The sequence below is a fragment of the Dysgonomonas sp. ZJ709 genome, assembly GCF_011039195.1.
Classification (GTDB): Bacteria; Bacteroidota; Bacteroidia; order Bacteroidales; family Dysgonomonadaceae; genus Dysgonomonas.
In genome coordinates this window covers 452,273-466,131 of sequence record NZ_JAAKEM010000001.1, presented here as the reverse complement: position 1 = coordinate 466,131, position 13,859 = coordinate 452,273, and the positions used below count along the sequence as shown (strand labels likewise).

General features: G+C 37.6%; 12 protein-coding genes. 3 read left to right on the top strand and 9 right to left on the bottom strand.

Features of this window, described 5'->3' with window-relative positions; all coding sequences use genetic code 11:
* Positions 1 to 29: 29 nt before the first annotated feature.
* Both G7Y56_RS02075 and G7Y56_RS02070 read left to right on the top strand, forming a co-directional pair.
* Positions 30 to 374: a translation initiation factor gene (locus G7Y56_RS02075; protein ID WP_185153972.1), complete on the top strand. Its 345-nt coding sequence runs from the start codon at positions 30 to 32 to the stop codon at positions 372 to 374.
* Positions 352 to 3,591 carry an exodeoxyribonuclease V subunit beta gene (locus G7Y56_RS02070; RefSeq protein ID WP_165040622.1) on the top strand — a complete coding sequence of 1,080 codons (3,240 nt, stop codon included), beginning with the start codon at positions 352 to 354 and terminating at the stop codon, positions 3,589 to 3,591. The genes G7Y56_RS02075 and G7Y56_RS02070 overlap by 23 nt, the downstream gene beginning before the upstream one ends.
* A gap of 59 nt (positions 3,592 to 3,650) precedes the next feature.
* On the opposite strand, the gene gldN is transcribed toward G7Y56_RS02070, so the two are convergent.
* From gldN to G7Y56_RS02025, 9 genes are all read right to left on the bottom strand, one after another.
* On the bottom strand, positions 3,651 to 4,664 hold the full coding sequence (gldN, locus tag G7Y56_RS02065; RefSeq protein WP_165040619.1) for a gliding motility protein GldN: 1,014 nt from the start codon (positions 4,662 to 4,664) through the stop codon (positions 3,651 to 3,653).
* 5 nt (positions 4,665 to 4,669) lie between these two features.
* Positions 4,670 to 6,094, bottom strand: coding sequence for an SUMF1/EgtB/PvdO family nonheme iron enzyme (locus tag G7Y56_RS02060; RefSeq protein ID WP_165040617.1), 1,425 nt, complete (start codon positions 6,092 to 6,094; stop codon positions 4,670 to 4,672).
* Between the two features lie 77 nt (positions 6,095 to 6,171).
* On the bottom strand, positions 6,172 to 7,119 hold the full coding sequence (locus tag G7Y56_RS02055; RefSeq protein WP_165020658.1) for a type IX secretion system membrane protein PorP/SprF: 948 nt from the start codon (positions 7,117 to 7,119) through the stop codon (positions 6,172 to 6,174).
* 91 nt (positions 7,120 to 7,210) lie between these two features.
* Positions 7,211 to 7,771 carry a hypothetical protein gene (locus tag G7Y56_RS02050; protein ID WP_165040615.1) on the bottom strand — a complete coding sequence of 187 codons (561 nt, stop codon included), beginning with the start codon at positions 7,769 to 7,771 and terminating at the stop codon, positions 7,211 to 7,213.
* Between the two features lie 16 nt (positions 7,772 to 7,787).
* Positions 7,788 to 9,836 carry a WG repeat-containing protein gene (locus tag G7Y56_RS02045; RefSeq protein WP_165040613.1) on the bottom strand — a complete coding sequence of 683 codons (2,049 nt, stop codon included), beginning with the start codon at positions 9,834 to 9,836 and terminating at the stop codon, positions 7,788 to 7,790.
* 42 nt (positions 9,837 to 9,878) lie between these two features.
* Positions 9,879 to 11,084: a DUF763 domain-containing protein gene (locus G7Y56_RS02040; protein ID WP_165040611.1), complete on the bottom strand. Its 1,206-nt coding sequence runs from the start codon at positions 11,082 to 11,084 to the stop codon at positions 9,879 to 9,881.
* Between the two features lie 67 nt (positions 11,085 to 11,151).
* Positions 11,152 to 11,661 carry a hypothetical protein gene (locus G7Y56_RS02035; RefSeq protein ID WP_165040609.1) on the bottom strand — a complete coding sequence of 170 codons (510 nt, stop codon included), beginning with the start codon at positions 11,659 to 11,661 and terminating at the stop codon, positions 11,152 to 11,154.
* A 147-nt stretch (positions 11,662 to 11,808) separates the two neighbouring features.
* Complete coding sequence (gene miaA, locus G7Y56_RS02030) at positions 11,809 to 12,714, bottom strand: tRNA (adenosine(37)-N6)-dimethylallyltransferase MiaA (protein ID WP_165040607.1); 906 nt, start codon at positions 12,712 to 12,714, stop codon at positions 11,809 to 11,811.
* On the bottom strand, positions 12,711 to 13,274 hold the full coding sequence (locus G7Y56_RS02025; RefSeq protein WP_165020876.1) for a plasmid pRiA4b ORF-3 family protein: 564 nt from the start codon (positions 13,272 to 13,274) through the stop codon (positions 12,711 to 12,713). Before G7Y56_RS02025 ends, miaA begins: the two co-directional genes overlap by 4 nt.
* Positions 13,275 to 13,520: 246 nt before the next feature.
* On the opposite strand from G7Y56_RS02025, the gene G7Y56_RS02020 reads away from it, so the two are divergent.
* On the top strand, positions 13,521 to 13,766 hold the full coding sequence (locus G7Y56_RS02020; RefSeq protein ID WP_165020652.1) for a hypothetical protein: 246 nt from the start codon (positions 13,521 to 13,523) through the stop codon (positions 13,764 to 13,766).
* The last annotated feature ends 93 nt before the right edge of the window (positions 13,767 to 13,859 follow it).

The window sequence follows — 13,859 nt, the reverse complement described above, 5'->3', positions numbered from 1 at the left end:
ACTAAATTTGTAAAGAATAAAAAACCAATATCAGTATGAGCGACTGGAAAGACCGTCTGAATGTTGTGTATTCCACAAATCCAGACTTTAAATATGATTCAGAGGAGGAAGTTGAAGCAGATACATTGCTGAAAGAAAAACAACTGCTACGAATTTCATTGGACAAGCGTAACCGCAAAGGTAAAGCTGTGACTCTTATAACAGGCTTTATCGGAGCTACCGACGATCTCGAAGCATTAGGCAAATTACTAAAAGTAAAATGTGGTGTAGGAGGCTCTGTAAAAGATGGAGAAATCATTATTCAAGGCGATTTCAGAAATAAAATCTTAGAAATATTGCAAAAAGAAGGCTATGCCAAATCACGTTGCATTTGACGATGAAATAAATTTACATGTATTTAAAGCATCGGCAGGATCGGGTAAAACCCATCGCCTGACCGCCGAGTACCTATGCCTTCTTTTCTCATCACCATTTGCATACCGCCATATACTTGCCGTAACCTTTACCAACAAAGCGACCGACGAGATGAAAAGCCGGATTATTGATGAACTAGCCAATCTGGCAGCAAATCGTAAGTCGGATTATATAGAACTTCTTTCATCCGAGTATGGCTATAATGAGATACAGGTAAGGAAGGAGGCTCGTGATATTCTTGTGCGCATTCTTCACGACTACTCGTCTTTTTCGGTAAGTACTATCGATAAGTTTTTTCAGCAAACCATGCGCGCTTTTACCCGTGAAATAGGATTAGGCGGAGGTTATAATGTAGAACTGGACACAGGCAAAGTGTTAGGAGAAGCAATAGATTCAATGCTTTTCGATTTAGAGCGTAGCGAAAACAAACAATTGCTCGACTGGCTCATCCGCTTTTCGGAAGAGAAGGTCGAGAATGGAGAAACATGGAATATCCGTAACGATATACAGTCTCTTTCATCCGAAATATTCAAGGAAAGCTATAAGGCATATAGTAATCAGGTACAAACTGATATCGAAAATAAGGAGCTGATGACCGATTATAAAGATATGCTCTTTGCCATAATCCAGAGTTTCGAACGTATTTCGCAGCAAACAGGAGAGAAAGCACTCAATATAATTAACCGCTATGGGCTGACACCCGAAGACTTTAAAGGAGGGGGCAGATCGCCATTCAAAACATTTCTCAAATGGGCAAAAGGGGAAATAGAAGAACCAACCGCTACGTTTAGAAAACTAGAGAATGATGTTTCAAACTGGTATATAGCAAAAGCCGATGCTGCTACAAAAAACAAAATAGAAGATTCGTTTGCCGAACTGAATGCATGTGTCAGTAATATCATTGTACATTACGATAATTCAAGAACATATCAGACCGCTTACGAGATAAACAGATACTTCTTTACACTGGGAATATTGGGTGATGTGGATAAAAAAATCCGCCAATATGCAGCAGAGAATAACATAATGCTGATTTCGGATACAACCGAACTGCTGAATCGTATAATCGAAGGAAACGAATCTCCGTTCATCTATGAAAAGGTAGGTACACGCATCAATAACTATATGATAGATGAGTTTCAGGACACATCGGGTATGCAATGGGGTAATTTTCTTCCATTAGTACGTGACAGTCTTGCAGATGGAAATAAGAATTTCATTGTTGGGGATGTGAAGCAAAGTATCTATCGCTGGCGAAATTCGGATTGGAAGTTACTGGATCAGCAACTCGATATTGATTTTAAATCGGAGGGTATATATAGGGAAACATTAGATATGAACTGGCGAAGTGCCCGTAATGTAATTAATTTCAACAATGCTATATTCTCATCAGGCGCCCGATTGTTACAGGATACGTATAACAAGGTTCTGCCTGAAGAAACAACCGATGTTCGTTTGCAACCTTTTTATTCACGAATAACCAAGGCTTACGATCAATTATATCAACATATACCCGATAGCCACAAATATAATGAGGGGCATGTAAAAATAGAGTTTGTAGATACCGAAGAACACGATTGGCAATCGTATGTGTTGGAACAATTACCATTACATATAGAACAGCTACAAGACAGAGGTTACAAACTTAAAGATATAGCGATACTCGTCCGCACAAAAAAAGAAGGTGCTGAGGTTGCCAACAGGTTATTGGAATATAAGAGCCTCCACCCCAATTCGAAATATCACTATGACATTATATCGGATGAAGCGCTGTTCGTTAGCAATTCGAAGAGTATAAAACTTATTATCGCCCTACTCAAATATTTGCGTAATCCGTTGGATGCTTCACTCAAAGCTTTAGCTATATACGAATATTTCAAATATAGTAATCAGCTTAAAGCCGAAGATGCCCTACAGAAGTACTTTTCTGAAAACGATGAGCTACCGCAAGAAGTACTGAACGAATTAAACCGCATTCGTGAATTGCCATTGTATGAAATGACTGAAGAAATATTCGAATTGTTTCACGATGCGATGGAGAATAATGAGCAGATTTATATCCAGTCGTTTCTCGATATGGTACTGGATTTCACGGTTCGCAATTCGTCAGATCTGGATTCTTTCCTTATATGGTGGGACGAAACAGGATCGACCAAAACAATATTTACACCCGATGGTCAGGATGCCATCCGCATTATGACCATACACAAATCGAAAGGCTTAGGTTTTAATGTTGTACTTCTGCCTTTCTGTCATTGGGAAATAGATCATAAACTAACAACTATTCTTTGGTGTCACCCTGAGATAGAGCCATTCAACAGGCTTCACCTTGTACCCGTGAAGTATTCACAGAAGTTGAAAAATACAATCTTCGAATATGAATATTTTGACGAGCGGCTGCATGCATTTATCGATAATTTTAATGTTCTTTATGTGGCTTTCACCCGCGCTAAAAACGAGCTGATAGCTTTTTGTCCTAAGCCTAAAAAAGATGAGGTGAATAATATATCCTCTCTTTTGTGGAAATGTATAAACTCAACTGATATTTTACCCACTGATGATAGGGAGTTAATTGATTTGTCGCAGTACATAGACGACGAAGATTGTACACTCGATCTGGGAAAAGACTATAAGGCGATAAAAAAAGAAAGCCCTTCCGCTAATGAAATCGATATAGATATTTTACCAAGCGTCTCTTACGATCAACGTTTGAAATTATTATTGAATAACAAATATTATTTTACCGACACCGGTCAACGCGATTATGGCACATTAATGCACGAAATTGTAAGCCGCATCAATACAATTGAGGACATAGAGAGTGCGGCAGAAAGTTATCATATAACAGGAGATATAACAGCCGGACAGAAAGATGAAGTCATATCTTTGTTACACAATTATCTTTCCGACCCAATTGTTTCACGTTGGTATACGGGTAAATACAGAATACTGAACGAAGTCCAGATATTACAACCTAACGGTACATTTATCAGACCTGACCGCGTTATGATTAAAGACGATGATGTGATTGTCATAGATTATAAGTTCGGCGAAAAGGAAGATAAAAAATACATTCGTCAGGTAAAATATTATGCCGATCAGATCAGCAAAATGGGCTATAGTGAAGTAAAAGGATACATCTGCTATATCAAATTAGGAAAAGTGATAGAAGTTTAAAAATAAGAAAGGAGATAATATGTATTACCTCCTTTTCCTTTATATGATTAAACCAACAATCAGCGTCTATCTCTTGCCGAATAAGTCGGACTGGATGATGTATTTTTAGGCTTACTTGCTTTCGGTGTCTTCGGTTTATTATTGTTCGATTTTTTAGTATTTGTATTTTGAGGATTAATCGAGTCATTGACTACCCACAGGCTTTTTTCGAAACTTGTCAATTCTCCTTCAATCTTCTCTCTCGCCTGCTTCAATTCTTCTTCGGTTTTATATTTTTCGGCTAATATTTTATTTTCCATATTAGTTGTCTTATATATCTCACCTTCGAACAAACGCATTCTAAAATAGTCGTCAACCGTTTTAGTTATCGCATTATTCAGGTCGGAAGTCATAATAGGCATACGAGCAGCATAAGGACGTAAATTTTCGTACGGAATCCAGAACTGAGGGTATTTACCCGAAATCACATCAAAATCATCCTGGCGAAGCAATACGGGACAAATAGCAATCGTTTTCGTATCGAGAACAGAGTTGGATTGATCGAAATACCAAGCCTCTTTCACATAATAAGCCAAAACTTCGTTACTTGGAATATCCATCTCATTGAAGATAAACGTATTTCCATTTTGTTGGTAAGGAATATTTAACCTCTCCAACACATCTTTGAAATTGACTTTATTCTCATCATTGAAGACTTCACGTCCATCAAGAAAATTATATGCCACTAAATCTCCTTGCGCCATAAGCTTGAAGATCATAGTGAATAAATTCATTCTGTCTCCAATAGGCTCCACCGGATAGTATAAAGCTGCATTTGTTCCCTTCCCGAGATCAAGCACACGATATACTTCGCGTACCCATGTAGCATTCGACAAATCTTTTGTTTGTGTCTCGTTCATTTTTTCTGCACGCACCGACAATCGCGGTACAGTCGCACCTTGAGGCTGTTGTTCTTGCTGCCTGCGAGCCAGTCTTTCCCGCAACGACTCGGTTTGTTCCTCCTGCGCATACCCGAACTGAGCTACACATAAAAAACTAAACAATATTGCAGTTAGTTGAAATATCTTTTTCATCATCATTACTTTTTCGATTTTGCAAAGCCTACCTGACTTCTCACGCATCTGAAGCCAATATACGATCGTGGCTGATTCTGGAATTCAGAATCTCTCATATCACCACGAATATTACGACCGATATCTTTCCATGAACCACCCTTTACTACTTTTTTCTTAATAGCATAAGGATCTTCTTTAGCCGCATCGTATCGATACTGAGGGTTTATATCATCCATCATAGCCGGTCCCGATTCGGCATAAGCAGTCGACGTCCACTCGGCAACATTACCAGCCAGATCGTACACACCAAAACGATTGGGAGCGTACGAAGCTACACGCGCCGGAATAAGATTTCCGTCTTTTGTATAATTACCTTCGCCCGGTTTGAAGTTGGCCATAAAACAATCCTTTTCGTTCATAGTACCATCTATATCCCAAGGATATTTATTTTCGGTACGCCCGTTACGAGCTGTAAACTCCCATTCACCTTCGGTTGGCAGACGGTATTGTTCGATAGGACGTGCGTTGTTAGGCTGACCCATGCGATAGAACTTTGTTCTCCATTCGCAGAAAGCCGTTGCTTGTTCCCAAGTAACACCTACCACCGGATAATCGTTGTAACCTGCATGCGAGAAATACATCCGCATGTAAGGTTCGTTATATGCATTATTGAAGTCGTTCACCCAAACCGTAGTATCGGGATATACATTCACAATTTTAGTATGAAGGAAATCGAACAGAGACGTCAACGGACGAACAACCGTTTCATTCACAGGCAAACCATCTTCACTCATATAAGCGGTATCTTTCGATATCATTACAACTTGCGACGGATTTACTGTAATATCGGTATTCAACACCCGATCTTGCGGATTCAGACGGTTACCGCGCTTCGCAGCCTCTGTATAATCGTACCATTCGTAGATAAAGTTTAATTGACTCGGATCGATATGTCTTTCACCTGTTATAGGATGGATAAATGTAACACTGTTTATTGCACGCTCCTCGTCTTCTAATGGTCTTTTAGGAATAGCTTTTCTCCAATTCAAATATGGTTTGATCGGATCGCCATATCTGTCTTCGGTGATTTTGTAAGTCTCATCTCCTCCATAAGCCGGATCAGCTAAGCGTTCGCGAATAATAGAATCGCGCACCCAATATACAAACTGACGATATTTGGAGTTAGTTACCTCTGTTTCATCCATCCAGAAATTATCGACTGACACACCTTTAGGGTTAGCTTTTATATCCCACAGCGAATCACTTTCGGCCGGTCCCATTTCGATGGAACCTCTCGAAACTAATACCATACCGAAGGGTGAAGGCTCTGCCCATGATGAAGATTTCTCTCCAACAACTTCGCCACCTATACTACCTGTTCCTATCGACTTGCCGCAGGATGTTAATAGTACCAAAGATGCTATGATTGCAAATAATAAATGTTTCATAGTTGTTCTTTAATATCTCAAGGTTTAGATATTATATACTAAAACCTTTTATTTCTTTTTTTGTTCAAAAATTCAAATTATAATATTCTCACACTTTTTTGTGCACCCATCGGTTTTTTCTTTTCGAGGGGTATGATATAACGCAAAAATAACTCATGACTTCCATTACTAACCGTCGAAATATCGGAGGTTGTTAAGTCATAAGAATAACCTGCATCTATGTTTCTAATTCTAACACCGAGCAAAAATACAACACCATCGTCTTTTCTCCAAGATATTCCACCATTGAACATCTTATTATATTCTATTTTAGCTGTCACATCTACTTGTGTAACGACTGCATCGGACTTAATAAAAGCAGACGGCTGAAATTCTATCAACGGATTGCGTAGCTTTATATTGTATCCACCCATCAGATAAAAGGCGCGCCCCATATAGGACGAATGATTCTCATCAAGATCAAAAGCCGGCTCCCACAAATGACTAGCCGAAAACCCAATATAATAATTAGGCGTTACCCACGATACCCCGAGAGAAGCATCAATAGTTTTATCACTTCCACCACCCGGTATAGCAGGATCGGCAGGATCATGATAATCGCTCTCAGGAATACGAATCTGACCGGCATCAAAATTGATGTTAGCTAAAGCTCCCTGAATACCAACGTTCAACGATCTGTTTTTTTTAAATTTGAACTTATACGCATATTGTAAAGCGGTTGTTGTATTAGAAAACAATCCTATATCCTCATTTACTACCAAAAATCCAAAGCCATGCTTCTTACCGAAAAATTCGAAAGGCATATTGAACGAAGCCATCGATGTATTTGGCGCCTTGGGCATACCTACCCACTGACGGCGATGTAACAAAACATTCTCGATACTCTCAGTTTCTCCGATGAATGATGGATTATAGTAGTTTTTTATTTTCCAGTACTGACTCACCTGGGCATCCCATTGTCCATATATGGAATTGACACCAACACTTAAAAATATGATGAGTAATACTAATAATCTAATCTTCATTCACAAAACTGCAATATCAGACTGCAAAATAACGACAATTTATTAATAATAAACGATTAAACAGTCGATAAATTGTATTGCAGACTACTTTTCACTTCATTCTTACAAAAAAACAGTACTCCGGAATTCGAAATCGTTGCACACCATATCCATTAGTGGAAGGGAAAGATGAATATAATTCCATTGTATTATTTTCGATATCAATGCTTTTCAAAATACCGCAATGACCCCATGTTGATGTCCAAAATTGAACAAAATCGCCGGGTAATACATCTTCCTTTTTATCAATAGACTCCCCTATTCCTTTTTCTACCAGAGCATAATACACTCCTTTCGGTATAGGTGAATTTCCCTTGAGTAAAGTTTGGATATTCTGATTCGTAATAATCCTTATACGATTCTTATCTATCTTATCCAATTTATGAAACTTGGCTATTATAGGAATAATCAATTCGGTACAAACAGCTTTCTTATATGTCGACGAGATGAAAGGACCATACTTAATTACACTATCTATAATCTGCTGATTACGTTCTGGAATTAATCCCTTTTCGTCCAGCTCCGGAGAACAGTCTTTCTGACCCGGACCTACTCCCAATATAGTCGAAGTTGTCAGGCAAAAATACAATAGTATTATAAACTTAATTCTCATTTAATTCAGGAGTATGTTATTCGATTACAGGATCTGTAAACTCCAATCCTATCCTATCTCCGTTTATATCGTACGATTCCCCATCTACAAGAATATATATGGTGTCTTCTATTGGGTCAGAGTAGTAATCAATATCACTCCATAGCCGCGACGAAAACTCTCTATGAATATTATTATCAGCATCGATAAGCATTACCTTTTCGTCTTTTTCGACATACGCATATCTCCCTCTGAATGGCATAGCATTCTCATAGATCGCAGGAATCACCAGTTGCCCTTTTATATTTACATAGCCATAGATATTTTCATTTTCATCTCCAATATCTTTTTTAGAGACACGTACTAGTTGCCCGAAAAACTCTTCATCTACAAATTCATAACCATCAAGTGCCGGTATTACGATTGTACCTTGCATATTTTCATAATTATAATTTCCCAAATCAAAATCATAGCGTTTGTAAAGGTATCTCGATCTTCCATATTCAGCTTCGTCAAACCATTCGTTCTTTAACTCGCTTCTCGTTTCTCTATCATAAATTGCAAGATGAATCTTGCCTCCCGATGTAGAGACGGCCTCTATTCTATCACCGCTTATTTCGATCATATCATATTTGCCGGGTAAAACTTTCTGTCCTTTGAAATCGTAAAGCTCCATTGTTTGCGAAAGACTATCGATATAATTTACACCAATAAAAAGCGAACCATATTCATAATCTTTTATTTGTGCATATCGCGGTGGTATTACAACGTTGCCATCTGTATCAGCTATACCAAAAAGCTCGTTTTCATTTTGTATACGTAAGAAAGAATCGAATACACGATCGATCAAAAACCCATAAGGGTTTAATTTTTTTCCTATTGAATCTAACTTATATGATGTCTGAAGATATTCCTCTTCAAGAGAACCACTGTAAAATACCCCCGAAACATGAACTAAAGAAGTATATTGCGGCTCTACGATCCAATTTCCCGATTTATCAACAATTCCCCTCTTTTCTTTTTCGGTATCTGTTGCAATAGAAAAATTAACCCGTTCATATGAGTCCAATTGAACATTTCTTATAATGGTTGAATACTTGAACGTATCGTATATGGGAAAATAAAGATTTATTTCATCAATCTTTTTGGGGAAATAATATGACAATGTAATATCTTGCTTTTCTGACTGAACAGAAATATCCTGCGGTACATTTAATTTTACGTATTCTTCCAAATCCTCTATTGTCTGATATTTTCCGGCATCAATATTAGCGATTATTTCATTTATAAAAACCTTAAGTTTTTCGACATAATCAAACATTTCGGGCGAAGGTGCAGAATTATAAGAACTCCTTCTCGTTGCTTCGGTCTTGCCGTCTTTTGTAGTTCCATCTTGTTTACTGATTTTCTTATACAAATCCCTACTACAAACCAATTCGACTTCCTTACCTCCTATCGACTGCAATTGGATAAAACTTTCACCTTCCTCGTATCTCTGATTGCGTTCTGACATAGATATTTTAGTAAAATCAATCGGATAATTAAAACTCAGATCAACCAAAGCACTATCTACAGTCTTCATATTGGGAAGATTAAGCCCTGATATATTATCTTGCGCCAAGATATCGGTTGTCCCATCCTTATAGAACAACTTTCTCAAAACAAAAGACGCTGTATCAGAATCATTCAATTCGAGGCGAATAATATCTTCCAGTGAATATAAACTATAACTCGGATTTATCTTAGACTGAGGATACTTCAATTCCTGATAGAATTCAACAGTATTAAAAAAAGCAGTGAGCTGCTTTTTCAGTTCCTTTTTAGAGAGAAGCTTTGGCTTAATGCTACTCAAATTGACTACATCGTCCTCCTCTTCTTCAGTTTCATCCACATCACCCGGACTAATCTTCAGTCCGGCAATAGCTCTAAGTTCCAGAAAATCGTCTATATGCTGCAACTCTTTTTCCAGCATTTCTCTAGCATCCTGAATGGTTGTTCCCTCCGGTAATTTGTACTCGTTTTGGGATTTTACTGTTAAAAGTGTGAAAAGGAGTAATATATTGACTAGTACGATCTTTTTTTTCATTCTGAGTTTGTAATTATTGTGTTATATAAATATGTCAGGAAATTAATCCCACAACTTCAGTTGTTGCCCTTTATCTTTTGGCTTCTTTGCATTACCAAATACTGTTTTGCCATCGTAAAGATAAGATGTATCACGTTCTTTTTGCACCAAATCATCAAAATAATTGTTCGGAACAAAACCTTTTTCCATCTCCTGCGAGATACGCGAAAGATTTTTTAGGGCATCCGATTTGTCTTTATCCCCCAATTTAGACTGATGGATTGCCTTATCGAATATGTCGATCGTTTCATCATAAATATTTAAAGGTACGGGGAAAGGGTGCCCATCTTTTCCTCCATGAGCAAAAGCAAATCGTGCAGGATCGGAGAATCGTGATGGTGTACCGTGTATCACCTCGCTTACCAATGTCAACGATTGTACTGTGCGAGGACCAACACCTTCGAGTAACAATAACGACTCAAAATCTTTGATATTAGTCTCATGCGCTAGAATAAGAGCAGCACCAAGACGCTTGAGATTAACATCTTTAGCCTCCACTTCGTGATGACGGGGTAAGATTAGCGATACTTCACGCATTAATTTATCGGGTAATTCGTGAGTAAGTTCAAGTATTCCCCCTTTGGTCGGAGCTGCTAGTTTATCAGTAAGATTAAGAATAAGCCCTTGGTTTTTGCCGCAAACCGATGTGTGAGGATTTTCGATGAACGAATCGATGGCCGACGATAGCCAATGATAGCGTCTTGCCATCCGTTCGTTCGGATTCATTCCCTGCTGAATAACAGCCCATTCACCTTCGACCGTTACAATAAACGAATGAAGATAGAGCTGAAAACCATCTTGTACGGCTGTATTATCTACTTTAGCCGATAATTTGCTATTACGAACGAGTTCATCACCGTTCAATCCGGTTTTATTTGCTATCTGAATGAGTTCGGCAGGCGTCTGACGAGACGATTTACCCCGCCCACCACAAACATAAACTCCTAATTCTTCGGAGCGTTTATTGATAGCTTTTTTCAGGGCATTCATTACCGAAGTAGTAATTCCTGACGAATGCCAGTCCATACCTAAAACACACCCTAATGATTGAAACCAAAAAGGATCGCTCAACCGTTGAAGCAAAGCCGTGCGCCCATACTCCAACACTATTGCTTCAACAATAGCACCGCCCAGCAGACTCATCCGCTGAGCCAGCCACGGGGGTACTGTTCCATAATGAAGCGGTAAATCGGCGTGTCCTCTTTTCATATATGCGAAGGTAAATAAAAAAGGCACAATTTAAATTGTGCCTTTTTTATTTTTATATATAAGTTCATTATAATCCGCTATCCCAAATAAGCGCCATTTTAAAATGATAATCCATTAAAAAAGGACTTGTACTGGTCAAATCTGACGTTTGAATATAAAATGTCACAGAACTTGGATTACCCAAATATATATCACTACTTACCTTTTCTGTATATATTGGCAATATATCATCAAAAGTCCGAACAATTGGCAGTTCTGTTTGCACTTCAAACACAGTGGAATTACCATTTGAATCAATAAACTCTTCGTTTATAAAGGCAGTACTTACAATTGTTCCAAACTCATAGAGATCATGATCAATTTCAGGGAAATCAATTGTAACTTCGTACCGTTTAGCATGCGGATTCCATACCCAATCTGCTTTTTCAACATCAAAATTACGTGTAATAACTTTTGATCCAACAATAGAGTTATCGTTAAAAACATCATAATACTCTTTCGTACAACCCGAAGAGCCGCCTAAGACAAGCAATGCTACCAGCGATAATTTAATCAATGAAGAGATTCTTTTTTTCATATATCCTATTTGTGTTTATTTAAATTTTCTACAATTAAATACAAAAATAATAAAAAATATTGGAACCACTTTTACACATTAAAATATAAATAGTTAATGGTAAGTTTATTATCAAAAGCGCCACTCTCCAATCATTAATATCTTAACTTAACAAACAAGATGGCATATTTGTTCCATAGCCTCCTCTTCATTTATCTCCGAAAGATTTATCCAATGTATCTCTTGATCTCGCTTGAACCATGTCATTTGTTTGCGAGAATAAATTCGGGTGCTTTGTTTTATTTTTTCGATTGCAAAGTCCAGTGTCCATTCACCATCCAAATATTTAAAGAGTTCTTTGTATCCTACTGTGTTTAGCGAATTAAGCTGTCGCTGTGGATAAAACCGTTTCGCCTCATCAAGCAATCCCTGTTTCATCATATCATCCACACGGTGGTTGATACGCTCGTAAAGTTGTTCCCGATTGCGCATTAAGCCAATCTTTATAATATTAAACGGGCGGTGTTTTTTTGTTTTAGTTCGAAAGAAAGAATAAGGCTTGCCTGTCATTAAACAAACCTCCAAAGCATGAATTACACGCTTGTAGTTTTTCAAATCCACTTGATCATAAAAAACAGGATCGAGCACTTTCAGTTGAGCAAGAATGGGATTCAACCCCTCTTTTTCAAATAAATCGTAAACCTCGCTACGCAAATTTTCGTCGATAGTGGGCACTTCATCAATACCATTGCATAGGGTATCGATATAGAGCATAGAACCACCCGATGCAATTATTACATCATGTAATTTATGTTGTTCCGATATTATTGAGAGAGCATCATTCTCGAATTCGCTGGCACTATAATAATCTGTAACATCTAAGTTACCAACAAGAAAATGTTCGACTTGCTCTATTTGTTCTGCGGTAGGAGCGGCTGTTCCGATTTCTAATCCACGGTAAAATTGCCGTGAGTCTGCCGAGATAATAGGACTTTTAAAATGCTCTGCTAAACGAAGGCTAAGTGCCGTCTTACCTACTCCGGTAGGTCCCAGCAGAACAATTAATTGTTTCATATAAATTCTTCTTCACTCGGGGCAGCACCATCTGTGCCATCATCCAAACCATCGAAACCTTCGGCATCAAGTTCATCAAGGTCATAACCCTCATCACCATAAAAGTTTTCGCCGGTATCTATTGTAACAGCTTCAGTTTCGAGTGTATCGAAATCTACAAACTGGGCAGGAGGCTCACCTTCTGATCTCGTACAAACAGCTTTTTCGAGAGATTTACCGGTAATGATTTCACGCAGTTCCATGAAAAATGCACGTTCGGTCATATAATCGAACACATACATCATTTTCTGTTTTTCATCTTCTAAGAAATAATCTAAAACAGATGTTTTCATCGTGAAGGAATCTTCGTCGGAACTAGTATTCATTTCTACGAGTGTAATCTCTCTTTCTTTTTCCCAAGTATCACTGCAAATAAAGAAGGAACTCATCTCGCCCTCCTTATAACCTACAGATTTTATAATCGCCTCATGCAAATCATAAAATGTTGCATCTGCATCTATCTGAATTTCACGTCTGAAGTCTTCAACTTCATCTGACAAAAGTAAAAAACGGAATACCATTGCTGTTTGTTCTTTTTTAGTTCTATAAGCCAAAAGTAATATTTTTTTTGAAAAGCAAAAAATGGATATCTCATAAATTAATTATTAAGGTAAATCACTTTATCAAATATTTTGAATTTATCTCTATTAAAATCAGTCAGGATCAGAAAGAATATCTTTGCATTAGATCATCTCTTTGCATTAAAAGATAAGGTAATATTTCATTTTCTGTTATATCTTTGTTTACATATCTACATTTAAACATCTATGAGAAAGTATCTAAGCGATTTCACCTTAACTTTTGCAATCCTTGCCCTTATTCTTTTTATGGTGACAACACCACCCCATTTTTTTCGTAACAGAAGAGGTCGACCAAACTTATCATTAATAACAGAATTATCACCTCTTTGCATGGGTTCGGCCATTACTAGCGGAGTATTATTTTATGTGTCATATAAAATTAAAGGAGGAAGTTTATTTGGTAGAGATGATGAAGATACTGAAGATGAATAAAAAGAGCCAATTAATATTCTAAAATTAAGCGATTTATCTTCAGAATACGATTTATTCCTATACTTAAATCTAGAAAGCACTTTGAAACTCCTT

Excerpts from the sequence above, each read along its gene's own strand:
- G7Y56_RS02070 (WP_165040622.1), top strand. The coding sequence starts at position 352 with ATGCCAAATCACGTTGCATTTGACGATGAAATAAATTTACATGTATTT.
- gldN (WP_165040619.1), bottom strand. The coding sequence starts at position 4,664 with ATGAAAAAGATATTTCAACTAACTGCAATATTGTTTAGTTTTTTATGT.
- G7Y56_RS02060 (WP_165040617.1), bottom strand. The coding sequence starts at position 6,094 with ATGAAACATTTATTATTTGCAATCATAGCATCTTTGGTACTATTAACA.
- G7Y56_RS02055 (WP_165020658.1), bottom strand. The coding sequence starts at position 7,119 with ATGAAGATTAGATTATTAGTATTACTCATCATATTTTTAAGTGTTGGT.
- G7Y56_RS02050 (WP_165040615.1), bottom strand. The coding sequence starts at position 7,771 with ATGAGAATTAAGTTTATAATACTATTGTATTTTTGCCTGACAACTTCG.
- G7Y56_RS02045 (WP_165040613.1), bottom strand. The coding sequence starts at position 9,836 with ATGAAAAAAAAGATCGTACTAGTCAATATATTACTCCTTTTCACACTT.
- G7Y56_RS02040 (WP_165040611.1), bottom strand. The coding sequence starts at position 11,084 with ATGAAAAGAGGACACGCCGATTTACCGCTTCATTATGGAACAGTACCC.
- G7Y56_RS02035 (WP_165040609.1), bottom strand. The coding sequence starts at position 11,661 with ATGAAAAAAAGAATCTCTTCATTGATTAAATTATCGCTGGTAGCATTG.
- miaA (WP_165040607.1), bottom strand. The coding sequence starts at position 12,714 with ATGAAACAATTAATTGTTCTGCTGGGACCTACCGGAGTAGGTAAGACG.
- G7Y56_RS02025 (WP_165020876.1), bottom strand. The coding sequence starts at position 13,274 with ATGGTATTCCGTTTTTTACTTTTGTCAGATGAAGTTGAAGACTTCAGA.
- G7Y56_RS02020 (WP_165020652.1), top strand. The coding sequence starts at position 13,521 with ATGAGAAAGTATCTAAGCGATTTCACCTTAACTTTTGCAATCCTTGCC.